The 24,908-nt window shown below is 32.9% G+C and carries 21 protein-coding genes, 9 tRNA genes and 1 riboswitch; all 30 genes read left to right on the top strand.

Going from position 1 to position 24,908, the window contains the following annotated elements; genetic code table 11:
* The first annotated feature begins 53 nt into the window (after positions 1-53).
* The 30 genes from BSD9I1_RS16865 (at position 54) to lonB (ending at position 24,823) form a co-directional block, all read left to right on the top strand.
* A tRNA-Gly gene (locus BSD9I1_RS16865) sits at positions 54-127 on the top strand.
* A 5-nt stretch (positions 128-132) separates the two neighbouring features.
* Positions 133-209 (top strand) — tRNA-Arg (locus BSD9I1_RS16860).
* 5 nt (positions 210-214) lie between these two features.
* Positions 215-290 (top strand) — tRNA-Lys (locus tag BSD9I1_RS16855).
* Between the two features lie 18 nt (positions 291-308).
* A tRNA-His gene (locus BSD9I1_RS16850) sits at positions 309-384 on the top strand.
* Positions 385-396: 12 nt separating this feature from the next.
* Positions 397-472 (top strand) — tRNA-Lys (locus tag BSD9I1_RS16845).
* Between the two features lie 32 nt (positions 473-504).
* Positions 505-588 (top strand) — tRNA-Leu (locus tag BSD9I1_RS16840).
* A gap of 71 nt (positions 589-659) precedes the next feature.
* Positions 660-734, top strand: a tRNA-Gly gene (locus BSD9I1_RS16835).
* 4 nt (positions 735-738) lie between these two features.
* Positions 739-812, top strand: a tRNA-Gly gene (locus BSD9I1_RS16830).
* A 27-nt stretch (positions 813-839) separates the two neighbouring features.
* Positions 840-916 (top strand) — tRNA-Arg (locus tag BSD9I1_RS16825).
* A 240-nt stretch (positions 917-1,156) separates the two neighbouring features.
* Positions 1,157-1,420 carry a hypothetical protein gene (locus tag BSD9I1_RS16820; RefSeq protein ID WP_186431307.1) on the top strand — a complete coding sequence of 88 codons (264 nt, stop codon included), beginning with the start codon at positions 1,157-1,159 and terminating at the stop codon, positions 1,418-1,420.
* Between the two features lie 228 nt (positions 1,421-1,648).
* Positions 1,649-2,920 (top strand): dicarboxylate/amino acid:cation symporter, encoded by a 1,272-nt coding sequence (locus tag BSD9I1_RS16815; protein WP_242966539.1) that lies wholly within the window; start codon positions 1,649-1,651, stop codon positions 2,918-2,920.
* A gap of 179 nt (positions 2,921-3,099) precedes the next feature.
* Positions 3,100-3,201: riboswitch (purine riboswitch) on the top strand.
* A 136-nt stretch (positions 3,202-3,337) separates the two neighbouring features.
* Positions 3,338-3,916 carry a xanthine phosphoribosyltransferase gene (locus BSD9I1_RS16810; RefSeq protein ID WP_186431306.1) on the top strand — a complete coding sequence of 193 codons (579 nt, stop codon included), beginning with the start codon at positions 3,338-3,340 and terminating at the stop codon, positions 3,914-3,916.
* Positions 3,917-3,981: 65 nt separating this feature from the next.
* Positions 3,982-5,100 (top strand): BMP family ABC transporter substrate-binding protein, encoded by a 1,119-nt coding sequence (locus BSD9I1_RS16805; RefSeq protein WP_186431305.1) that lies wholly within the window; start codon positions 3,982-3,984, stop codon positions 5,098-5,100.
* 20 nt (positions 5,101-5,120) lie between these two features.
* A complete protein-coding gene (locus BSD9I1_RS16800) occupies positions 5,121-6,653 on the top strand; it encodes an ABC transporter ATP-binding protein (protein ID WP_186431304.1) in 1,533 nt (510 codons plus the stop codon).
* Complete coding sequence (locus BSD9I1_RS16795; RefSeq protein WP_035311737.1) at positions 6,646-7,719, top strand: ABC transporter permease; 1,074 nt, start codon at positions 6,646-6,648, stop codon at positions 7,717-7,719. Before BSD9I1_RS16800 ends, BSD9I1_RS16795 begins: the two co-directional genes overlap by 8 nt.
* Before the next feature lies 1 nt (position 7,720).
* A complete protein-coding gene (locus tag BSD9I1_RS16790) occupies positions 7,721-8,656 on the top strand; it encodes an ABC transporter permease (RefSeq protein ID WP_035311738.1) in 936 nt (311 codons plus the stop codon).
* A 238-nt stretch (positions 8,657-8,894) separates the two neighbouring features.
* Positions 8,895-9,818 carry an aspartate carbamoyltransferase gene (pyrB, locus tag BSD9I1_RS16785; RefSeq protein WP_035311739.1) on the top strand — a complete coding sequence of 308 codons (924 nt, stop codon included), beginning with the start codon at positions 8,895-8,897 and terminating at the stop codon, positions 9,816-9,818.
* A gap of 1 nt (position 9,819) precedes the next feature.
* Positions 9,820-11,016 carry a dihydroorotase family protein gene (locus BSD9I1_RS16780; RefSeq protein ID WP_186431303.1) on the top strand — a complete coding sequence of 399 codons (1,197 nt, stop codon included), beginning with the start codon at positions 9,820-9,822 and terminating at the stop codon, positions 11,014-11,016.
* Positions 11,010-11,876 (top strand): orotidine-5'-phosphate decarboxylase, encoded by an 867-nt coding sequence (gene pyrF / locus BSD9I1_RS16775; protein ID WP_186431302.1) that lies wholly within the window; start codon positions 11,010-11,012, stop codon positions 11,874-11,876. Before BSD9I1_RS16780 ends, pyrF begins: the two co-directional genes overlap by 7 nt.
* Before the next feature lie 59 nt (positions 11,877-11,935).
* A complete protein-coding gene (locus BSD9I1_RS16770; protein WP_186431301.1) occupies positions 11,936-12,658 on the top strand; it encodes a dihydroorotate dehydrogenase electron transfer subunit in 723 nt (240 codons plus the stop codon).
* A 2-nt stretch (positions 12,659-12,660) separates the two neighbouring features.
* Positions 12,661-13,554 carry a dihydroorotate dehydrogenase gene (locus BSD9I1_RS16765; protein ID WP_186431300.1) on the top strand — a complete coding sequence of 298 codons (894 nt, stop codon included), beginning with the start codon at positions 12,661-12,663 and terminating at the stop codon, positions 13,552-13,554.
* Positions 13,555-13,574: 20 nt separating this feature from the next.
* The gene (gene pyrE, locus BSD9I1_RS16760) at positions 13,575-14,153 is read left to right on the top strand and encodes an orotate phosphoribosyltransferase (RefSeq protein WP_186431299.1); all 579 of its coding nucleotides are present in this window, start codon (positions 13,575-13,577) and stop codon (positions 14,151-14,153) included.
* A 13-nt stretch (positions 14,154-14,166) separates the two neighbouring features.
* A complete protein-coding gene (carA, locus tag BSD9I1_RS16755) occupies positions 14,167-15,249 on the top strand; it encodes a glutamine-hydrolyzing carbamoyl-phosphate synthase small subunit (protein ID WP_186431298.1) in 1,083 nt (360 codons plus the stop codon).
* A 16-nt stretch (positions 15,250-15,265) separates the two neighbouring features.
* Complete coding sequence (carB, locus tag BSD9I1_RS16750) at positions 15,266-18,412, top strand: carbamoyl-phosphate synthase (glutamine-hydrolyzing) large subunit (protein WP_186431297.1); 3,147 nt, start codon at positions 15,266-15,268, stop codon at positions 18,410-18,412.
* 103 nt (positions 18,413-18,515) lie between these two features.
* Positions 18,516-19,331, top strand: a complete 816-nt coding sequence (locus tag BSD9I1_RS16745) for a hypothetical protein (protein ID WP_186431296.1) — start codon at positions 18,516-18,518, stop codon at positions 19,329-19,331.
* Positions 19,331-19,546 carry a hypothetical protein gene (locus BSD9I1_RS16740; RefSeq protein ID WP_186431295.1) on the top strand — a complete coding sequence of 72 codons (216 nt, stop codon included), beginning with the start codon at positions 19,331-19,333 and terminating at the stop codon, positions 19,544-19,546. The genes BSD9I1_RS16745 and BSD9I1_RS16740 overlap by 1 nt, the downstream gene beginning before the upstream one ends.
* Positions 19,547-19,712: 166 nt before the next feature.
* On the top strand, positions 19,713-21,008 hold the full coding sequence (tig, locus tag BSD9I1_RS16735; RefSeq protein ID WP_035311765.1) for a trigger factor: 1,296 nt from the start codon (positions 19,713-19,715) through the stop codon (positions 21,006-21,008).
* Between the two features lie 113 nt (positions 21,009-21,121).
* On the top strand, positions 21,122-21,706 hold the full coding sequence (gene clpP / locus BSD9I1_RS16730) for an ATP-dependent Clp endopeptidase proteolytic subunit ClpP (RefSeq protein WP_035311747.1): 585 nt from the start codon (positions 21,122-21,124) through the stop codon (positions 21,704-21,706).
* A 20-nt stretch (positions 21,707-21,726) separates the two neighbouring features.
* A complete protein-coding gene (clpX, locus tag BSD9I1_RS16725) occupies positions 21,727-23,016 on the top strand; it encodes an ATP-dependent Clp protease ATP-binding subunit ClpX (protein ID WP_186431294.1) in 1,290 nt (429 codons plus the stop codon).
* Between the two features lie 115 nt (positions 23,017-23,131).
* Entirely contained in the window at positions 23,132-24,823 is a 1,692-nt protein-coding gene (gene lonB, locus BSD9I1_RS16720) for an ATP-dependent protease LonB (protein ID WP_186431293.1), read from the top strand.
* The last annotated feature ends 85 nt before the right edge of the window (positions 24,824-24,908 follow it).

The raw sequence follows: 24,908 nt of genomic DNA, 5'->3' as shown, positions 1-24,908 counted from the left end.
TTTGGGACCATGAGGTCGCAGGTTCAATCCCTGTCACCCCGACCACAAAACCTGCGGGTGTAACTCAATGGTAGAGTGCTAGCCTTCCAAGCTAGTTACGAGGGTTCGATTCCCTTCACCCGCTCCAAATATGCGTCTTTAGCTCAGCTGGATAGAGCAACGCCCTTCTAAGGCGTGGGCCAGGAGTTCGAATCTCTTAAGACGCACCAAATATGCGCCATTAGCTCAGTTGGTAGAGCACCTGACTCTTAATCAGGGTGCCCCGGGTTCGAATCCCTGATGGCGCACCATAATTTGTGCATGATGTGGTGGATGTAGTTCAGCTGGTAGAGCGCCAGATTGTGATTCTGGTTGTCGAGGGTTCGAATCCCTTCATTCACCCCACAAACATAATATGATTCACTAGCTCAGTCGGTAGAGCACATGACTTTTAATCATGGTGTCCGGGGTTCGATTCCCCGGTGAGTCACCATTAGTACTTAATTAATAAGTACGCACATATATGCAGGTGTGGCGGAATTGGCAGACGCACTAGACTTAGGATCTAGCGCCTATGGCTTGCAGGTTCAACTCCTGTCACCTGCACCATATATGATTTGTTATAGTGGTTTAAGAAAATTAAGGGATATCAAAATCTATGATTTTGATGTTTTATATTTGCGGGAGTGGCTCAGTGGTAGAGCGTCACCTTGCCAAGGTGAACGTCGCGAGTTCGAATCTCGTCTTCCGCTCCAATATGCGGGTGTAACTCAATGGTAGAGTGCTAGCCTTCCAAGCTAGTTACGAGGGTTCGATTCCCTTCACCCGCTCCAAATTTTAAAAGGTTAGATGCGCTTTAAGCGCCCATAGCTCAGCTGGATAGAGTGACGGACTTCGAATCCGGAGGTCGCAGGTTCGACCCCTGTTGGGCGCACCATAAAGTATAATATAGGCATTACGTAAGAGGTTGATATATAAGAGTTTGTAAAACTTGAAAAAGTTTCACAAACTCTTTTTTATTTGTTAACAAGGCATAAAACTCGGATTTTTATTTTAGTATATATTTATATTAGCATGCGAATATATTGTTAAATTCAAGTTAAGTTTTTAACTTGAATTTAATTATTTTCTATATTATAATTATAGATAACGATTACAGAATAAGGTTGGTGAAAAGATGAAGGCGTATACATCACTTTTTTTAAAGGAAATATCTGATAGAATAAATTTTCTAATAAATCTTTATAATATTTCAGAAAATAAGATGACCTTATCTGATAATGTTATATCTGATTTCAATATAGCTATTTTAAAAAGAAAAGGATATATAATGGTAGGAGAAGAGAATTCCTATAAGGTTGCATTTCTAACTAAAAAAGGAAGAATTCTAGCAAAAGAAAATATAAATTATAATAATGAGTTAAGCATAAGTATTTGTTAATTATAAAAACAATTGGAGACTATTAGTATACCACTAATAGTCTTATTGCTTTTATAACATATAATTTGGAATGAAAGAAAGATGTAGTGAAACTGTCATATACAATTTTGAATATTAAGAAAAATACATTGGGGAAAATTATTTATTGCGATAATTGTCGGTTTTTGTTATTATATACATGGCAAATGAAATATTATGCTAAGTAACGTATCAGGAGGTTGATGAAAATTGCAAATTAAAAAAATGTCTAATACAACTAAGATATTAATTGCATTAATTATGGGTATTGCTTTTGGAATAATATCTAATTTTGCTTTTTCAGATCAAGTTAAATTAGTTTTAAATATGTGGATATTAAAGCCTGTAGGAAATGTTTTCTTAAGGGCTATTAAAATGCTAGTAGTTCCTTTAGTTATGTTTTCTTTAATATGTGGAGTAACTAGCATAAGCGATATGGGTAAACTGGGTAGAGTTGGAGGGAAGATATTTTCTTACTATATGTTAACTACAGCCATAGGAGTAACAATAGCATTATTTTTTGCCAATTTGTTAAAGCCGGGCCTTGGAGTAGCTTTAACTGCAGGAAGTAGTGAAATAAAAAGTGCTGCTCCACCTTTTATTATGGATATACTTGTAAATATGGTTCCTACTAATCCAGTAGAGGCTATGGTAAAAGGGGACATGCTTCAAATAATAGTATTTTCTATTGTATTTGGTATAGCTGTCAATATCATAGGAAATCCAGTAAAGCCCCTTGTTAATATTTTAAATCAAATAAATGAAGTGTTATTAAAAATGATAGGATTAATTATGAGCTTAGCTCCTTATGGAGTATTTGCACTTATTTCTAGTGTGGTAGCTAGCCAAGGTATAAAAGTTCTATTACCACTTTTAAAATACTTCTTTGCATGCGTATTTGTAATGATAATACATGTAGTTGTGGTATATGGAGGAGCATTAAAGGTTTTAGGAGGTTTAAGTCCTGTTAAATTCTTTAAAAAGTTTTGGCCAGTCATGATATTGGGTTTAAGTACCTCTAGTAGTAATGCTACTATACCAATGAATTTAGATACATGTGAAAAGAAACTAGGTATTTCAAAGCCTGTAGCAAGTTTTACAATTCCATTTGGAGCTACTGTAAATATGGATGGAACTTCAATAATGCAGGGTGTGGCAGCGTTATTTATTGCTCAAATGTATGGGATAGACTTAAGTGTGCAACAGCAGTTAATGATAATCCTCACTGCAACATTAGCGTCTATTGGAACAGCAGGGGTTCCAAGTTCTGGAGTAGTAATGCTCTCTATGGTACTTCAGCAAGTAGGGCTTCCGCTAGAGGGAGTGGCTTTAGTGTTAAGTATAGATAGACTTGTAGATATGGCAAGAACTGCAGTAAATATCACTGGAGATGCTGTTGGTACATTAATTATAGCTAAATCTGAAGGTGAGATTGATTTAGAAGTATTTAATGATATGGATAAAATTAAAGAAGCAGCTTAATATAAAAATGGCACAATCAGCACTTTGTGATGATTGTGCCATTTTTGTAGAAATAATAAAATACTTAACAAAGTGAAATTTGCTGATTTATAGCGAAATCATGCAAGTAATGCTTGCTTTTTATTAAGAAGTATTGTATTATATTTTTAACAAAGTAACTAACGAACATTATACTCAAATTAAAATAAAATATTCGCACTCATATATACTTAGAAATAGGGTCTAAGTGTTTCTACCAGGCAACCGTAAATTGCTGGGCTATGGGTGTTTATTGAGCTAATATTGTTGTTTTTTAATGCAATTAGCTTTTTAAACTCCCAAATTTTTTTGGGAGTTTTTATTTTTTATAGTAAGTGCTTAAAATAGATTGAAGCATATGGATTTACTGATAAATCATATATGGAGAGGAATGAACAGATGAATAAGTTAGTAGATAAAATTATTCAAGAAGGTAAGGTTATAGAAAATAGAATATTAAAAGTTGATAATTTCTTAAATCATCAAATTGATGTAGAATTGTTTAATTGGATGGGAAAAGAATTTAAGGAGAGATTTAAGGATAAAGATATAAATAAAATAATGACTTTAGAAACCTCTGGGATAGGTATCGCATGTATAGTAGCTCAATATTTTGATAATGTACCAGTGGTATTTGCAAAAAAGCATTCAGGTACCAATATGGATACAAGTGTTTATGAAGCAGATGTATATTCTTTTACAAAAAACAAGGATTATAAGATAAGAGTTTCTAAGAATTATCTACACGAGAATGATAAAGTGCTTATAATAGATGATTTTTTAGCCATGGGAAGCGCTTCAGCAGGACTTATTAGTTTATGTGAACAAGCAGGGGCAGCTGTAGAAGGAATAGGCATAGCAATAGAAAAGAAGTTTCAACAAGGAAGGCAAGAGATATTAAGTAAGGGAATACAATTAGAATCCCTAGCGATAGTTGAAGCATTAGAAGATGGAAAAGTTGTATTTAGCAAAGAATAGTAAGCTTTTAATTTTGATTTTAAATAAAATTTTAATATAAAATTTATATAAGGGGGAATATTAAGATGAAAAAGTTTAAAATAACATCTTTATTATTAGCATCTGTAATGTGTATAGGTTTAGCTTTAACAGGGTGTGGTAGCAGCAAAAAAGAAGCAAATACTCAAAATGCTACATCAGACAAAAAGGAGGCAAAGGTAGGATTTATATATGTAGGGCCTGTTGGAGACGGTGGATGGACATATTCTCATGATGAAGGTAGAAAGTATTTAGAAAAAGAGTTAAAGGTTCCAACCATTTATAAAGAGTCTGTTAAGGAAGATACTGCTGAAGTACAAAAGGTTGTAGAAGATATGATAAATCAAGGATGTAATGTGATAATTGGTACAAGCTTTGGATTTATGGATGGAATGGAAAAGGAAGCTCAAAAACATAAGGATATTAAGTTCCTACATGCATCAGGATACAAGTCATCAGAAAATATGGCCAATTACTTTGGAAGAATATATCAGGCAAGATATCTTTCAGGTATAGTTGCAGGAATGAAAACAAAGACAAATAAAATAGGATATGTAGGAGCATTTCCAATTCCAGAGGTTGTAAGAGGTATAAATGCATTTACACTAGGAGTAAAGTCCGTTAATCCAAAGGCAGAGGTTTCGGTTAAATGGACAAATACTTGGTATGATCCAGCAAAGGAAAAGGAAGCGGCTAAGGCATTACTTGCAGAAGGATCAGATGTAATAACTCAGCACCAAGATACAGCAGGGCCACAGCAAGCAGCAGAGGAAAAGGGAGCATTTTCTATAGGATATAACACTGATATGAAAGATAAGGCTCCAAAAGCATACATGACAGCACCTATATGGAACTGGGGACCATATTATGTTGAACAAGTAAAGGCAATTAAAGAAGGAACATGGAAGTCACAAAATGTTTGGGGAGGCCTTGAAACAGGTATGGTATCACTTGCCCCATTAACTGAAAATGCACCAGCTGGAGCAAAGGAAGCAGTTGAAAAGGCTCAGAAGGAAATAACGGACGGAAAGAATAAAATATTTGTAGGACCAATAAAGGATCAAAACGGAAATATAAAAGTTGAAAAAGACAAAGTTATGACAGATGAGGAATTATTAAGCTTTAATTGGTTTGTAGAAGGTGTAAAAGGTCAATTAGCAAAATAAAAAAAGTATAGGTGATGATTATGAATAAAGCTGTTCCATATATAGTTATGAAAGATATAAATAAAAGCTTCGGAAAAGTCATAGCAAATAAAAATATAAACTTTAAAGTTCATGGCGGAGAAGTTCATGCTCTTTTAGGGGAAAATGGAGCAGGAAAGAGTACTTTAATGAATATGCTGTCTGGGGTTTATACTCCAGACAGCGGAAGCATTTATGTACATGACAAAGATACATTTTTTTCATCTCCTAAAGATTCCATAGACAATGGAATAGGAATGATATACCAACACTTTAAATTAGTAGACAACATGACAGTATTTCAGAACATAATAATAGGACAAAAGAATAGCTTTTTTATAAATAAAGGGGCAGCATTAAATAAAATAAATGAAATATGCCATAAGTTTGGAATAGATATTTCATTGGATAAATTAATAAAAGACATGTCTGTAGGAGAAAAACAAATAGTAGAAATAATTAAGGTCTTATATAGGGGAGCAGATATACTTATATTTGATGAACCAACTACAGTTTTTACCCCTCAAGAGGTAAGCAAGTTATTTAAAATAATAAACAAAATGAGAGAAAATAATTGTGCTGTAATTTTCATATCTCACAAAATGGATGAGGTTATGGAAATATGTGACAAGGTAACTGTTTTAAGAAAAGGGGAAACAATATCGACTATTGATATAAAAGAAGCTTCTCCTAAAATATTGGCAGAGCTTATGGTTGGAAAAGCATTAAATCTATCCATAAAAAGAGCTGATGTAAGTTTTAAAGAAGAACTTTTAAGTGTAAAAGATCTAGTAGTTTTAAATGAAGAAAAAGCTAAAGCAGTAAAGGGAATAACATTCAATATTAAAAAGGGAGAAGTCGTTGGAATTGCAGGGGTAGCAGGAAGTGGTCAAAAGGAAATATGCGAAGCAATATCTGGGATATATCCTATAGAATCTGGGGAAATAACTATGGAAGGTGAAAACATAGTTGGACTTTCACCAAGAGATATTATTAAAAAAGGTATAAGCATGAGTTTTGTACCAGAGGATAGACTTGGTATGGGACTTATAGGTTCAATGGATATAGTGAATAATCTTCTCTTGAAATCCTACCATAAACAAAAAGGATTTTTACTTAGAAAAAAAGAAGCTGAAGAAAAGGCAATTAACATAAAAAAAGATTTTGATATAAAAACTCCTAGTATATATTACCCAGTGAAAAATCTTTCAGGAGGAAATATTCAAAAGATACTTTTAGGAAGAGAATTAGATTTGAAGCCAAAACTTCTTATAATGGCTTATCCAGTTAGAGGGCTTGACATAAATACATGTTATACCATATATAACTTAATTGATGAACAGAAAAAGAGCGGAGTATCTACGTTATATGTAGGTGAGGATATAGATGTTCTTATAAATTTATGCGATAGAATCATTGTACTTTGTAATGGAGAAGTTACAGGGGAGCTTAAAGGCACAGAAGCTACAAGGGAAAAGATAGGATATCTAATGGCAGGAAATAAAATAGAAGGCGAGGAATACGAAGTTGTTTAAAATAATTAAGGTAGAAGAAATTACAACTAAAAGAAGTATACTCATAACATGTATTTCTATAATATTAGCCTTTTTGGTAGTAGCTGCATTTATAAGCATTTTAGGGCTAAATCCTATTGAAGTATATGGAGCAATGATAAAAGGATCCTTTGGCTCTTTATATAGTACCAAAGAAACCATAGTAAAGGCTATTCCTCTTATAGTAACTGCCCTTGGAGTTTCTATAGCATTTAAAATGCAGTTTTGGAATATTGGAGGAGAAGGTCAAATAGTTATGGGAGCCCTCTTTTCATCATATTTTGCATTGAATTTTTCTGATATGAATAAGTTTTTACTATTAACCATTATGGCTATAGCAGGTATGGTAGGTGGAGCGATATGGGCATATATTCCTTCAATTCTGAAGTTTAAATTTAATACCAATGAAACAATAGTGACTCTCATGATGAATTATATAGCTTTAAAGTTTGTTACTTATCTTCAGTATGGACCATGGAAGGATCCTAAAGCTCAGGGCTTTCCTAAGATAGCTAGCTTTAGTGATAATGCAGTGCTTCCTGAAGTTATGGGAGTACATTTAGGATGGATTATAGCTTTAATACTAATTATAGCTGTGCATATTTTTATAAATCATACTAAAAAGGGCTATGAAATATCAGTTCTTGGAGAAAGTGAAAAGACAGCTATTTATGCAGGAATCAATATAAAACGAACACTTATTGTAGCAATGCTTTTAAGTGGAGGATTATGTGGGCTTACAGGGATGATTCAAGCTTCTGCAGTAAGTGGAACTTTATCCGTAGAAGTATCAGGGGGAGTTGGATATACTGCTATAATAGTAGCTTGGCTTTCAGCTTTAAAAGCGCCAGTTATACTAATCGTTGGTGTATTATTTGCGGCTCTTTTAGAAGGAGGAGCATTTATACAAACAGCCTTTGGAATACCTGAAGCTGCAGCGTTAATATTACAATCAACTATACTTTTCTTTGTTCTAGGAAGTGAATTTTTTATAAAGTATAAGGTGTTGAGAAAAAATACAGCGAAAGTACTTAAGGAGGCAGCTTAATATGGATATGATAATTTCTTTACTTCAAGCTTCCATAGTAGCTGGAACTCCACTCCTATTTGCAACTTTAGGAGAACTTATTTCAGAGAAATCTGGTAACTTAAACCTTGGAGTAGAAGGCATGATGCTAATGGGGTCGGTTATAGGATTTATGGTTGGAATTAAAACACAAAATCCTATAATTGCAATGCTAGGTGCAATGATGGCAGGAGCTTTAGGAGCACTTATATATTCATTTTTAACAGTATCTTTAAGAGCAAATCAAGTAGTATCAGGTCTTACATTAACCATATTTGGAACGGGATTTTCAAGTATGGTAGGAAAAAGCTTAATAGGCCAAGTAGCGCCAGATGCTATAAAAGATTTCTTTAAACCTGTATTTGTTCCAATACTAGGACATATTCCGGTTGTAGGTGAAGTGTTTTTTAGACAGGATTCATTTGTGTATTTAGGATATATATTAGCAGTTACAATGGGAATATATATGTATTGTACTTCAAAAGGATTAAATTTAAGAGCTGTAGGAGAAAATCCAAAGTCTGCTGATGCAGCAGGGATAAATATAAATTTATATAAATATATCCATCTGCTTATAGGAGGAGCTTTATGTGGTCTCGGGGGTGCATATTTATCATTAGTGTATGTACCAGCTTGGCAAGAAGGAATAACTGCGGGAAGAGGATGGATAGCTGTAGCCTTAGTTATATTTGTATCTTGGAATCCATATAAGGCATTACTAGGGGCGTATGTATTTGGAGCATTGGATATAGTAGGCTTTAGAATGCAGGGGTTAAATATAGCTATATCTCAATATCTAATAGATATGATGCCATATGTGGTTACGATAGTTGCTATGGTAGTGGTTTCTGCTAAAAAGTCGATTAACAGTTTACCCCCTAAAGGACTTGGTGTATCATATTTCAGAGAAGAAAGATAGAAATTATACTTGACTTTTAGTGAGACAAGTGATACTCTTTTTACAAAGATAATATAAATATTTTCCTTTAAGAAAGGTCCCGTGAGACCTGGAAGGAATGGTAATTAGTATGTATAAAATTAATTATGTTATAAATTAATTTTATATTATGTGCGGACTATACCTTCCTTTTGATAAAAGGAAGGTTTTTTTATGCCTTTAAGATAGTACAGTGATACTAAAAAGGAGGAGATTAATAATGATAAATGTAAGAAATTTAATTGACCCAACTGACTTTTCAACAGATGAAATAAATGAAATTTTAGTACTAGCTCAAGATATGGAAAAAAATCCAGAGAGGTATTCAAATCTATGTAGTGGCAAAATACTTGCCGCACTATTCTATGAACCAAGCACTAGAACAAGATTAAGTTTTGAAGCAGCAATGCTAAGATTAGGAGGAAGAATTATAGGTTTTTCAGAGCCTAATTCAACTTCCGTATCAAAGGGAGAAAGTCTTGAAGATACTATAAAAATTATATCTTGTTATTCGGATATTATTGCTATAAGACATCCAAAAGAAGGCTCTGCAGAGAGAGCTTCTCTATACTCTGATGTCCCTGTAATAAATGCAGGGGATGGAGCAAATCAACATCCTACTCAAACATTAACAGATTTATCAACTATTCAAAATCTAAAAGGAAGATTATCCAATCTTACAGTGGGGCTTTGTGGAGATTTGAAGTTCGGTAGAACAGTTCATTCTCTTATAAAGGCTTTATCTAGATATTCAAATAATAAAATTATTTTAATATCACCTGATGAATTAAAAATTCCAGATTATATCAAAATGGAGGTTTTGAAAAACACTTCCATGGAAATTCACGAAGTTAAATCTTTAGAAGAAGTCATAGATAATCTAGATATACTTTATATGACTAGAATACAAAAGGAAAGATTTGATAGTGAAGATGAATACTTAAGACTTAAAGACAGTTATATATTAACTAAAGAGAAATTAAGAAATGCTAAAGATGATATGCTCATACTTCATCCTCTACCAAGAGTTAATGAAATACACCCTGACGTAGATTTAGATAAAAGAGCCACGTATTTTAAGCAAGCTAGATATGGAATGTATGTAAGAATGGCTCTTATATCAAAGCTTTTGGGGGTGATATAGCATGGAACTTTTAATTAAGGGCGCAAGAGTTGTAGATTGGAGCAGCGATTTCATAGGAGATGTTTATATAAAAGATGGACTTATATATGAGATAGGATCAGATTTGATCAAAAACTGCAGAACTATAGATGCAACAGGGAAATTACTCATGCCAGCTTTTGTGGATTTACACACTCACTTTAGGGATCCGGGATTTACTCATAAAGAAGATATGTTAAGTGGAAGCAGGGCAGCGGTAAGAGGCGGATACACTGCAGTAAATCTTATGGCAAATACAAATCCAGTATGCAGCACAAAAGAGACTATAGAATATGTACTTGATAAGGGTAATGAAGTAGGTCTAGTAGATGTACATCAAGTAGCTTCTATAACTAAAGATTTTGATGGCAATACATTAACAAAGTTAGATGAACTAGGTAGCAAGGCTAGAATGATTTCAGAAGATGGGAAAGATGTGCTGAATAGCAAAGTTATGATGAATGCAATGATAAAGGCAAAGGAAAATGGTTTTACAGTGCTTTGCCATTCAGAAGATGAAACCCTAGCCTCCACGGATTCTAGGATGGCAGAAAATTTAATGACTTGGAGGAACATAACGTTATCCAGGTATACAGGGTGTAAAATGCATCTTTGTCATGTAAGCACAAAGGAAGCAATTGATTATATTAAAGAAGCAAAGAATAAAGGAACTAAGGTAACCTGTGAGGTGACACCTCATCATATAGCACTATGGGACTTAGATTACAGTGTAAATCCACCTATCAGATCTAAAGAAGATGTGGACTATATAGTAAGCGCTATAAGGAAAGGATATGTAGATGCTATAGCTACAGACCATGCTCCACATACCATAGAGGATAAGTTAAAGGGAAGTCCAGGTATTTCAGGAATAGAAACAGCATTTTCAGTGTGTTACACAAGGCTTGTACAAGAAGAAGGATTAAGCTTAAATAAGCTATCGGAAGTTATGTCTAAAAATCCATCAAAGATAATGGGTATAAATAAGGGAGAAATAGAAATTGGAAAAGATGGAGATTTAGTTTTAATAGATGTGAACAAAAAACCAACTATAGATGCTAGTAAATTTAAATCAAAGGGTAAGAATACACCTTTTGAAGGAATGAGTGTTTATGGGGAAATATTAAAGACTATAAGATATGGGGAAATAGTTTATGAAAAGGAGAATTCTGTATGTTAATAGATAGATTATATGAAGAAGTTGAATCCAAGGGAAATGTATGCGTAGGGCTTGATACTTGTATGGAGTATATACCGAAGGATTTTAAAGATAAATATTACTTTGAACAGGACGCATTATTTAGATTTAACCAAAGAATTATAGATGCAACAGCGGATATTGCGGCTTGCTTTAAGGTGCAGATAGCTTACTATGAGGCACTAGGAATTAAGGGGCTAATGGCATATAAGAAAACCTTAGAATATATAAGAAGTAGAGGGAATATAGCCATATCTGATATAAAAAGAGGAGACATTTCCTCAACTGCAAGCATGTATGCAAAGGGCCATTTTGAAGGAGATTTTGAAACGGATTTTATAACATTAAGTCCATACATGGGAATGGACAGTATAGAACCTTACTTAAATTATGTAAAAGAAAAAGAAAAGGGTATGTTTGTACTTGTAAGAACATCTAATGAAGGTGCAAAAGATATAGAATTTTTAGACACTAAAGATGGGAAAAAAGTGTATGAAACAGTTGGAGAAAAACTTGAAGTTTTAGGTGAAAGTTTTATGGGGGACTGTGGATACAGCTCTATAGGTGGGGTAGTCGGATGTACTCATAGGGAAGATGCGGTAGAGATTAGGGAAAAATTCAATAACACCTTCTTTTTAATACCAGGTTATGGGGCACAAGGTGGTACGGAAGATGATGTAAGTTTGTACCTTGATCAGGGAAATGGAGGGGTGGTAAATTCCTCAAGAGGAATTTTACTAGCCTATAAAAAATGTGAGGATTCTTCTTTAAGCTTTGAAGAATGTTCTAGAATAGAAGCTTTAAGCATGAGAGATAAGATAAGAAAAAGCTGCTCAAGATAGTGGGATGATTCACTAAAATATGAAATGTATATAGATAAGAAGGGGTGTAGGTTTTATATATGAAAAAGATGAAGGTTTTACAAAATGAAGTTATATCTGAAGATATATATAAATTAAAATTAGAGGGAAATTTTACTGGAAAACCAGGACAGTTTTTTATGCTAAGAGCTTGGGGTCAAGAACCTATACTTAACAGACCTATAAGTATATATGACATAGATGATGAGGGGATAAGCTTCTTATATCATGTATGTGGAAAAGGAACGGAAATATTTAAAAATCTAGAGGCTAACGATGAAGTAAAGGTTATGGGACCGCTTGGTAACGGCTTCCCATTAGAAAATATAAGTGGGAAAGTTGCAGTTATAACTGGAGGAATAGGAATGGCTCCTATGAATTACGTGGTAAAAAATCTTGAAGGTTGTGATATAGACTTGTATTCAGGATTTAGAGAAGAAATATACGCAGTAGAAAAATTGAAACCTTATGTAAAAAATTTATATATATCTACTGAAAATGGTGTGCAAGGACATAAGGGATATATAACAGAAATATTTAACCCTGATGAGTATGAAACTGTACTGTGTTGTGGACCAGAAATTATGATGAATAAGGTTATTGAAATGTGTAAGGAAAAGAAAGTGCCTTTATATGTGTCCTTAGAAAAGAAAATGGCTTGTGGAATAGGAGCATGCCTTGTATGTACTTGTAAGACAAAGGATGGAAACAAAAAAAGCTGTAAAGATGGCCCTGTATTCTTAGGGTCAGAGTTGGAGGAATAGATATGAAGGTTAATATATGTGGAATTGAGTTAAAGAATCCAGTTATAGCTGCGTCAGGAACCTATGGATTTGGAAAAGAATACGGTGAGTTTTATGATGCAAGTGAATTAGGAGGAATAAGTACAAAGGGACTTACGATAAACAAAAAAGAAGGAAATGAAGGAATTAGAATACATGAAACATCTTCAGGAATATTAAACAGCGTTGGATTACAAAACCCTGGGATAGATGGTTTTATAAAAGAAGAACTACCTGAAATGAGGGAAATTGATACTGTAATAATAGCCAACATAGGCGGAGGGACCATAGGAGATTATCTTGAAGCTGTGGATAGAATTAATCAAACTGATGTAGACATGATAGAACTAAATATATCTTGTCCTAATGTGAAGGATGGAGGTATGGCATTTGGGATAAAATCTAAAGTGGCTTATGAAGTGGTGAGCAAGGTGAGAAGTATATGCAAGAAACCTCTCATTGTAAAATTATCACCTAATGCTGAAGATATAGTAGATATGGCGGTGAAGTGTCAAGAAGCAGGAGCAAATTCTATATCAATGGTCAACACATTTAAGGGGATGGCAATAGATATAAAAGCTAAAAAGCCTGTATTCAACAATGTCACTGCAGGACTTTCTGGACCAGCTATAAAGCCTATAGCCTTAAGAATGGTATATGAGGTATGCAGAGAAGTTTCTATACCTGTAATCGGAATGGGTGGAATAGTAACATGGCAAGATGCGGTAGAGTTTATTATGGCAGGATCACATGCTATTCAAGTAGGAACTGCTAATTTTATGAATCCCTATGCAGCTTTAGAAATTGTGCATGGGATAGAAGCGTATATGAATAAAGAGGGAATAAAAAGTTTATCAGAAATAAGAGGAATTATTTAAAATTAAAGGAGCGATAATTTATGAAAAGAGATATAAATGTAATAGATATATTAAAGGAATGTGAAGCCTTATTAGAAGGACACTTTTTATTATCATCAGGAAGACATAGTAATAGATATTGTCAGTGTGCAAGGCTTCTACAATATCCAGATAAAGCAGAGCAAGTTTTAAGCATTGTAGCAGATAAGCTAAAGGATATTGAGTTTGATATGGTAGTTGGTCCAGCTATGGGAGGAGTAGTTGTAGCCTATGAGCTTGCAAGACAGTTAAATAAACCTGGAATATTTACAGAAAGACAAGAAGGAATAATGACACTCAGAAGAGGATTTGAAATTAAAAAGGGACAAAAGGTAATAATATCTGAAGATGTAATAACTACAGGAAAATCTTCCTTAGAGGTAGCTAAACTAATAGGAGAATTAGGCGGAGAAGTGGTTGCACTTTGTTCAATAGTAGATAGAAGAGAAGAAGGGATGAAAGTACCTTATCCTGTATATAGTGCTATAAAGTTAGAAGTTAATTCTTATGAAAAAGAAGAATGCCCACTTTGCGGTGCAAATATACCATATATAAAGCCAGGAAGCAGAAATATAAAATAAGGGGGATGTATTTATGAAGGGATATCTATATTTAGAAGATGGAAAGGTCTATGAAGGGAAAATAGCTGGAGAAGTTAAAGAAACCTTAGGAGAAATAGTATTTAACACTTCTATGACAGGATATGAAGAAATACTTACAGATCCATCTTATGCAGGGCAGATTATAAACATGACCTATCCCCTAATAGGAAACTACGGAATAAATAGCTTTGATATAGAAAGTAATAAGATTCATGCTAAAGGCTTAGTCGTAAAGGAATTAAGTAAAACTCCTTCCCATTATTTAAATGAACAGGACTTAAATAATTTTTTAAACAATATGGGGATAACTGCACTATATGATGTGGATACAAGAGCAATAACTAAGAGAATAAGAGAAAAAGGTACTATGAAGTGCATAATATCTAATGAAATATATAGTGGAGAAAAACTTAAGGAGTTATTTCAAAAGGATTTCGGAAGTGATTTTGTAAAACAAGTAAGTACTAAAGAAGTAGTTCATATAAAAGGTGATGGTTTTAAAGTTGCTTTAATGGATTTCGGAGCTAAAGCCAATATAATTAGAAGTTTAAAGGAAAGAAAATGTGATATAACAATATTTCCATACAGTACATCTGCGGAAGAAATATTAAGTATACAGCCAGATGGAGTGCTTTTAAGTAATGGACCGGGAGATCCAAAAGAGATGATTGAAGCTGTAGAAAGTGTAAAAGGGCTTATAGGCAAAGTACCTATATTCGGAATATGTTTAGGGCATCAGTTACTTTCATTAGCATTAGGAGGAGATACATATAAATTGAAATATGGACACAGAGGCGGAAATCATGGTGTTCATGATATAGAGAAAGATAAGGTTTATATAACTTCTCAAAATCATAGTTATGCAGTAGAAGAAGAAAGTATCAAGGATAAAGATGTAGTAATTACTCATGTGAATTTAAATGATGGAACTATAGAGGGAATAAGACACAAGCACTATAAGGTTTTTTCTGTACAATTTCATCCAGAGGGATGTCCAGGACCACAGGATTCAGCATATCTCTTTGAAAAATTTTTAGATAATATGGCAAGTGGTAATAAAACAATAAGTGCATAAATAGGAGGTAAAAATTATGGCATTAGATAAAAGTTTAAAGAAGGTTTTAATACTAGGGTCAGGTCCTATAATAATTGGTCAAGCTGCTGAGTTTGATTACTCAGGAACTCAGGCTTGTACTGCTGTAAGAGAAGAAGGAATTGAGGTAGTTCTAGTAAATAGTAATCCTGCTACTATAATGACTGATACTGAAATAGCAGATAAAGTATATATAGAGCCCCTTGATGTAGAATCTATAGAAGAGATAATAGAAAAGGAAAGACCTGAAGGTATTATGGCTGGATTTGGAGGACAAACAGCTTTAAATCTTGCTATGAAACTTAAAGAACAAGGGATACTCGATAAGTTTCAAGTTAAACTTCTTGGTATAAATAGTGATGCCATAAAAAAATCAGAGGATAGAGAAGAGTTTAAAAAGTTGATGTTAGAAACAGGCCAGCCTATTCCGGAAAGTATTATAGCTACAAATGTTGATCAGTGTAAAGAATTTGTAGGGAATCATGGATTTCCTGTAATAATAAGACCAGCTTATACATTAGGTGGAACTGGTGGTGGAATTGCTTCTAATATAGAAGAGCTTGTAGAAATATGCTCAAGAGGAATAAGCATGAGTCCTATAAATCAAATATTATTAGAGCAGAGTGTTGCAGGGTGGAAGGAAATAGAATACGAAGTTATAAGAGATAAAAAGGATAATTGTATTATAGTATGTAATATGGAGAATATGGACCCTGTTGGAATACATACTGGTGATAGTATAGTAGTTGCTCCATCACAAACCTTAAGAGATAAAGAGTATCAAATGCTTAGAAAAGCATCCACAGATATAGTAAGAAGTTTAAAAATAGAGGGAGGATGTAATGTACAGCTTGCATTAAATCCTAATGATAATAAATATGTAGTAATTGAAGTAAATCCAAGGGTAAGTAGATCAAGTGCACTTGCTTCTAAAGCTACAGGGTATCCAATAGCAAAAATAGCATCAAAGATTGCGCTAGGATATAGCTTGGATGAACTCAAGAACCCTGTTACTGGGAATTCTAGTGCGTGCTTTGAGCCAGCTATAGATTATGTAGTAACTAAGATACCTAGATGGCCTTTTGACAAATTTGAAAGAGCTGATAGAAAGCTTGGGACACAGATGAAGGCAACAGGAGAAGTTATGGCACTAGCAAGAAGTTTTGAGGCATCGCTTATGAAAGCTATAGCTTCTTTAGATGGAAATATAAATTCACTTTTGGTAGATGAAATTATGAGATTGTCTTTAGATGAAATAAAAGACGGAATAAGATGTCAAGATGATAGAAGGTTATTTTTTATAGCAGAGGCTATAAGACGAGATATGTCTTTAATAGAGATAAGTGAAATAACTAAAATTGATATGTGGTTTTTAAATGGGATAAATAACATAATAAATATGGAAAGAAAACTTCAGCGTGAAGGATTAAATATATATGATTTAAAGGAAGCTAAGAAGTTAGGATTTTCAGATAAGGATATAAGTAAGATTCTAGATCTTAGTGAAGAGTATATAGAGGAAATAAGAAAAGAAAATAGTATAATACCATCCTATAAAATAGTAGATACTTGCAGCGGAGAATTTGAAGCAAGCACTCCATATTACTATTCTACTTATGATGAAGAGGATGAAAATATAATAAGTAATGAAAGAAAAATATTAATAGTAGGATCAGGACCTATAAGAATAGGACAGGGGATAGAATTTGATTATTGCTCAGTGCATGGAATATGGGCAGTAAAAAAGAATGGATACTCACCTATAATAATAAATAGTAATCCTGAAACAGTTAGTACAGATTTTGATACAGCAGATAAATTATATTTTGAACCTATAACATTAGAAAATGTTGTGAATATAATAGAAAAGGAAAAAATAGAAGGAGTCATATTGGAATTTGGAGGACAGACTTCTATAAATTTAGCTAAGGAGCTTCATAAAAGAGGGGTAAAAATACTTGGAACTTCTTTTGAGTCTATTGATATAGCAGAAGACAGAGATAAATTTGGTAAATTCCTTAAGAGCTTAAATATATATGCACCAGAAGGGAAATGTGCAAGAAATAGAGAAGAAGCAATAGCAGCAGCAGAGGAACTTGGATATCCCCTTGTACTTAGACCTTCCTATGTTATAGGCGGAAGGGCTATGGAAATAATTCATAACAATGAAGGACTAATGAAATATATAACTGAAGCTGTAAAAGTATCTAAGGATCACCCTATTCTCATAGATAGATATATAATGGGAAAGGAAATAGAAGTAGATGCACTTTGTGATGGAGAAGAGATACTAATCCCAGGAATAATGGAGCATATAGAAAGAACTGGGGTGCATTCTGGAGATAGTATAACCGTATATCCACCAGTGAGTTTAAGTGAAGAAGTAATAGAGACTTTAGTACAGCATACAAAACAAATAGCGGTAGGATTAAATATAAAGGGGCTAGTAAATATACAATATGCTTTTGACGGAGAAAGGGTTTATGTTATAGAAGTTAACCCAAGAGCTTCAAGAACAGTGCCTATATTAAGTAAAGTGACAAAAGTACCTATGATTGATATTTCCTTGGAAATAAAGCTAGGAAAAAGTCTTAAAGAGTCTAATTATGGGATAGGAATTCTTCCAAATAAAAATTATTATGCAGTAAAAGCACCTGTATTTTCAGGGGAAAAGTTAAATAATGCAGATATATATTTAGGACCAGAAATGAAATCTACTGGAGAAGTATTAGGTATAGATGAGGATTATAATAAAGCAGTTTATAAAGCGTTTAGATCTACAGGAATCAATTTAAATGGAAATAATCATATTCATGTATCTTTAAATGAATTTGAAAAAAATCAGGAAACTTTAGAAATATTAAAAAGGTACACAAACTTAGGATTCTCAATTATGGCATCTGAAGGTACTGCAAGATTCTTAAGTTCTAATGGAATATCTTCTATAGAAGCATCTGTTAAGGAGATAGTAGATTATATAAGAAAAAATAAAATTTCACTGGTTATAAATACACCTAACAAGGGAAATGATTCAAGTAGGGAAGGTTTTAAATTAAGGAGTATTTGTACAGCTTGCAAAATCCCATTATTTACTTGCTTGGATACAGCAAAAATATTTGCAGACTCTTATATTGCAAAAAAATAAATTTTATAAAAAATATTACTAAATACCTCCTAATTGAGTTATAATAAATTGTATATGCCCTATTAGGCTAAATGCTAGAAAAAATCATTAGGAGGGATTTGGTGTGGGGAAACCAAGTATTTTTAGTAGCAATTATAAACGAAGAATGAGAAGACGAAGAATACTTATAGCTTTAATAACAGTTTGTGTTATATCTGCAGTAACAGCTACTTGGTTGCTTACGAAAAATGGTTTTAAGAAAAAGATAACGGATATTAAAACTGATTTTTTGACAAAGGAAAATGAAAGAAGTAAACAAATAAATGATGAAAGTAAAAATAAAGATAATTTAAATAAGAAACAAAGTGAAGCTAAAACGCCAGTTCAAAAAACTCCAGAACAGAAAAAAGAAGAAGGGTATGAATTAACTCTTGCAAATGGAACGAAGATAAAAGTTGTATATGAAGGGCAAAGAGAAGAAAAAAAGTTTAAACATATAGTACCTTTAGAAAGTAAAACACAATATGATATAAGTCCTAATGGAAAAGCGGTAGTTGTGTTTGATGATAAAATACAAAGAATAAAATACATGGATATATCCGGAAAAGTAACGGATATAACAAGAAATCAATATGTTTCAACTAGCGGTAATGTAGTAATAAATCATGATGAATGGCTTCAATCTAAACCAGATTACATATGGTGTACATCGCCTAAATTTATTGATGATAATAACATAGCATATATAAGTCAGCTTCCATGGTTAAATAAGTCTACTAAATATATATGGATAACAAATATTCAAGGAAGTAATCATGTTTATGTTCAAACCGTTAATGGAGAAAGCATAAAGTTTAATAATATTGATCCCAAAGGATTATCTACTGCAATAGATGGTAACATATTTTACCTGAAAAGTACCGGAGAGGTCGTAAAATAATGATGCATAATAAAGATGCCATGGAAATAGGTTTATCCTCAGCAAGTTTATGTAAGCTTTCAGGGAGAGCAAAAATTGATTTAAAAAGTTTATTTTTAAAGCTTAAAGATATGAATTATAAAGGTCCAGGTATAATAGAAGTTTATAGTGAAAATTATAACAAGTATGATGAAATAATAGAATCAAGAGATTTTTTGAAAAAATATATAATATAACAGAAAATTTATTTGTAAAACTTGAAGTATTTGTATATAATTATTTAAAGGATAAGGCTAAAATCCAGGATTGAAGTAAAATGATTGTAAACATATATAAATAATTTAAAATATATGTTATAATATTGTGGTTTAAAACATAGAGGTAACTAGGAGGAATAAGATGATGAACGTTAATATGGAAAAAATAGAAAAGAACGTTGTTCAATTAGAAATAACGGTAGAAGCAGCAAAGTTTAGTGAAGCTATTAAAAAGGCATATTTAAAAAATGTTAAGCAATTTAACATCCCAGGCTTTAGAAAAGGTAAAGCTCCTATGAATATAATCAAAAAGCATTATGGAGAAGGCGTATTTTATGAAGATGCTATAAACTTCTGTTGTGATGAAACTTACCCAGAAGCATTGAAGCAATATGATATAAAGCCAGTTGATTACCCAGCTATAGAAATACTTGAGATAGGCGAAGGAAAGGATTTCAAATATTCTGCTAAAGTTACAGTAGTTCCAGAAGTAGAATTAGGCGAATATAAAGGAATAGAAGTTAAGAAAAATACATATGAAGCAAATGATGAAGAAATAGAAAATGAATTAAAAACTATGCAAGAAAGAAATGCAAGGGTTGAAGTTAAAGCAGAAGATGCTGTAGTAGAAAATGGTAACATAGCTACTGTAGATTTTAAAGGATATGTAGATGAAGTTCCATTTGAAGGTGGAGAAGGTTTTGATTACCCACTGGAAATAGGATCAGGCACATTTATTGATACTTTTGAAGAACAATTAGTGGGCATGAAAGTTGGAGAAACAAAAGACGTTAATGTTAATTTCCCAGAACAGTATGGTAGAGACGATTTAAATGGTAAGCCAGCTAAATTTGTAGTTACTATAAAAGAAATAAAAGCTAAGGAACTTCCAACATTAGATGATGAGTTTGCTAAAGAAGTTTCAGAGTTTGATACATTAGAAGAAATGAAGGCAGATTTGAAAAAGAAAAAAGAAGAAGAAAACAGCTTAAGATCTCAAAGAGAATACGAAGAAGCAGTTATAGATGCAGTTTGTGAAAATGCAACTGTTGAAATACCAGAAGTTATGGTAGCTAACGAAACAGATAATATGTTAAAGGATCTTGAAATGAGATTAAAATATCAAGGATTAGATCTTCAAACATACTATCAGTATACTAACAGCAGCGAAGAAAAAGTTAGAGAATATATGAAAGATACTGCTGTAAAAAGAGTTAAAACTGATTTAGTTTTAAACGAAATTTCAAAAGCAGAAAACATAGAAGCAACTGATGAAGAAATAATGGAAAAAGCTAAAGAAATGGCAGAGCAATATGGCGGAAATGAAGTTGAAAAGACTGCTAAGTTAATAGCTACTTCTCAAAAGTCAGCTCTTAAAATGGATATAGTTAATGAAAAAGTTATAAAATTATTAGTTGACAATAGCAAAACTATAGCTTAATATGTATTTACAATTAATTGCCAGGAAGGATTTCTGGCAATTAATTTTAATTTATTAAATAAGGGGAATAATCAAAATATACTATAATACTTATAATAAGGAGGAGAATGTTTATGAGTTTAGTTCCAGTTGTTGTAGAACAAACAAATAGAGGGGAAAGATCCTATGACATTTATTCTAGACTTTTAAAGGATAGAATAATAATGCTAAGTGATGAAGTAAATGATGTTACTGCAAGTTTAGTAGTAGCACAGCTATTATTTTTAGAAGCAGAAGATCCAGACAAGGATATATATTTGTACATAAATAGTCCAGGAGGTTCTATTACTTCTGGTATGGCAATTTATGATACTATGCAATATATTAAACCTGATGTATGTACTATCTGTGTTGGTATGGCAGCTTCAATGGGAGCGTTTTTACTTGCAGCAGGAGCAAAGGGAAAAAGATATGCGCTGCCTAACAGTGAAATAATGATACATCAACCACTTGGAGGATTCCAAGGGCAAGCTACAGATATAGGCATACATGCAAATAGAATTTTAAATATTAAGAAAAAGTTAAATACAATACTAAGTGAAAGAACTGGTCAGCCACTAGAAATAGTTGAGAGAGATACTGAAAGAGATAACTTTATGGAAGCTCATGAAGCTAAAGAGTATGGATTGATAGATGAAGTTATGACCAAGAAAAAATAACCTTATTGTGAGGTGTAAACATGGCCAAATTAGATGACAAGAAACAATTAAAATGTTCCTTTTGTGGTAAAACACAAGATCAAGTGAGAAGACTTATTGCAGGGCCAGGAGTATATATTTGTGATGAATGTATAGAACTTTGTTCTGAAATAATAACTGATGAGTTTGAAGAAGATGTAAATGTAGAAATGGGTGCGCTTCCAAAGCCTATGGAGATAAAGAACTATTTAGATCAGTATGTCATAGGGCAGGACCAAGCAAAAAAAGCACTTGCAGTAGCAGTGTATAATCATTATAAAAGAATAAATTCTAATGCTAATAATGATGATGTAGAATTACAAAAGAGTAATATACTATTATTAGGGCCTACAGGTTCAGGTAAAACACTACTTGCTCAAACTTTAGCAAAGTTCTTAAACGTCCCTTTTGCTATAGCAGATGCAACTACTTTAACTGAAGCAGGATATGTAGGTGAAGATGTTGAAAATATACTTTTGAAGCTCATACAAAATTCAGATTATGATATAGAAAGAGCAGAAAGAGGCATAATATATATAGACGAAATAGATAAGATAGCTAGAAAATCAGAAAATCCGTCTATTACTAGAGATGTATCAGGTGAAGGTGTTCAACAGGCACTTTTAAAGATTTTAGAAGGAACTATAGCATCTGTACCACCTCAAGGAGGAAGGAAGCACCCTCATCAAGAATTCATACAGATAAATACTACAAATATATTATTTATTTGTGGAGGAGCTTTTGATGGAGTTGAAAAGATAATAGAAAAAAGAACTACAAATAGTTCTTTAGGATTTGGGGCAGATGTAAAATCTAAAAAAGAAAACGAAGCAGGAAAGCTTTTAAAAGATATAATGCCAGGAGATTTATTAAAGTTTGGGTTAATTCCAGAGTTTGTAGGAAGATTACCAATTATAGTTACCTTAAATGCTTTGGATAAAGAAGCTTTAATAAATATACTTTCTAAGCCTAAAAATGCTTTAGTAAAACAGTATAGAAAACTTTTTGAATTAGATGACGTAGAATTAGAATTTAATAATGATGCGTTAGAGGCTATAGCTGAGGAAGCTATAAAAAGAAATACTGGAGCTAGAGGACTTAGAGCTATAATGGAAGATGTAATGCAAAATATCATGTTTGACATACCTTCCGAAGAAAGTATAACTAAGGTTATAATAACAAAGGACACAATTGAAAATAAGAATCCTGAAGTTATTAAATCTGAAGATGGAAAAAGAGCCCCTGTAAAAGTGAAAAAACCTAGAACTAAAAAGGGACCTGAAACAGCTTAAATAGCAAAAAAGGAATGGAGAATAACTCTATTCCTTTTTTTTGATTCCTTGGGAATATTAAAAAGAAATTAGCACATAATAAAAAAAGAAAAGTTATGAATGGGAGGAAGCTTTTATGAATAATGTGCTGTGGATGGTTCAATTTGCAATAACTATAATAATGGGGCTTTATTTTTTTAATGCCCTTAAAGGACAACAAACTAATAAAGTAGTAGTTGATAAGGAAAACAGAAAAGAAACGGAAAATTTAAAGAAACTAAGAGATATTAATCTTACTGTACCATTAAGCGAAAAAAGTAGACCTACCTCATTTGAGGATATAGTAGGACAGGAAAAGGGAATAAAAGCACTACAAGCAGCTTTATGTGGACCTAATCCACAACATGTAATAATATATGGCCCCCCAGGAATAGGGAAGACCGCCGCGGCAAGATTGGTTCTAGAAGATGCAAAAAAGAGGGCTTATTCTCCTTTTAAGCCAGAATCAAAATTTATAGAAATAGATGCTACAACTGTAAGATTTGATGACAGGGGAATAGCGGATCCACTTATAGGTTCAGTACACGATCCTATATATCAAGGTGCAGGTCCATTAGGAGTTGCAGGAGTTCCTCAGCCAAAGCCAGGAGCTGTAACTAAGGCGCATGGAGGAGTATTGTTTATAGATGAAATAGGAGAATTACATCCTATAGAAATGAACAAACTCTTAAAAGTTTTAGAAGATAGAAAGGTATTCTTGGATAGTGCATATTATAATGCATCAGATCCCAATGTGCCTAATTATATAAAAGATATATTTGATAACGGACTTCCAGCAGATTTTAGACTGGTGGGAGCAACAACTAGAAGTCCAGAGGAAATAGCTCCAGCTATAAGATCTAGATGTGTAGAAATATTTTTCAGACCTCTTCTTCCAGAAGAAATAGAAAAGATTGCATTAAATGCATCGTTAAAGGTGGATTATGAATTAGAGGAAAAGGCATTGAAAACTATAGGGAGATATGGAAGTAATGGAAGAGAAGCAGTAAATTTAGTACAGCTAGCTGCAGGTATTGCATTAAGTGATAATAGAAAAAATATTACAGTAGAAGATGTAGAATGGATAATAGAAAATGGTCATTATAGCCCTAGGCCAGAAATAAAGATACAAGATGAGCCAAGAGTAGGATATGTAAATGGGTTGGCAGTATATGGAGCCAATCTAGGAACAGTTATGGAGATTGAAGTAGCTGCTGTAAAAAATAGATTTGCAAAAGGTAAGATAAATATAACAGGGATAGTAGAAGAAGAACAGATAAGTAGTTATGGAAAGAAAATAACAAGAAAAAGCATGGCAAGATGCTCAGTTGAAAATGTAATGACAGCTTTAGAAAATATATTTAACTTTAATTTTGAGGATTACAATATACATATAAATTTCCCAGGAGGAGTGCCTGTAGATGGTCCTTCTGCAGGTATAAGTATGGCAACAGCGTTATACAGTGCCATAACTAATAGCTATGTAGATAACAAAGTAGCTATGACAGGAGAAATATCCCTTCATGGAGAAGTGAAACCTGTCGGAGGGGTAAATAGCAAAATACAAGCAGCCATTAAAGCAGGAGCAAAAAAGATTATAATTCCAGAGGATAATTGGCAAGATAGCTTTGGCAGTATAAAAGAAGCAACTGTAATAGGAGTAAAAAGTATTAAGCAAGTGCTAGATATGTCATTAATTAAAGAAGGTAGCAACAACTCTTCAATATATATTGAAACTACAGGAGAAGTGCTCTCTGCTAAACCATTAAATAATGTAATAAATAGCTAATGAGTAGAATAACTGATTAGTATAAATAGCTATGCTTTAAGGTATATTATTAAGGCATAGCTTGATTTACATTTTAATTGAAAAA

It is taken from the genome of Clostridium sp. BSD9I1, from assembly GCF_900185645.1.
Lineage (GTDB): Bacteria > Bacillota > Clostridia > Clostridiales > Clostridiaceae > Clostridium_AK.
This window is presented reverse-complemented; position numbering and strand designations above follow the sequence as displayed.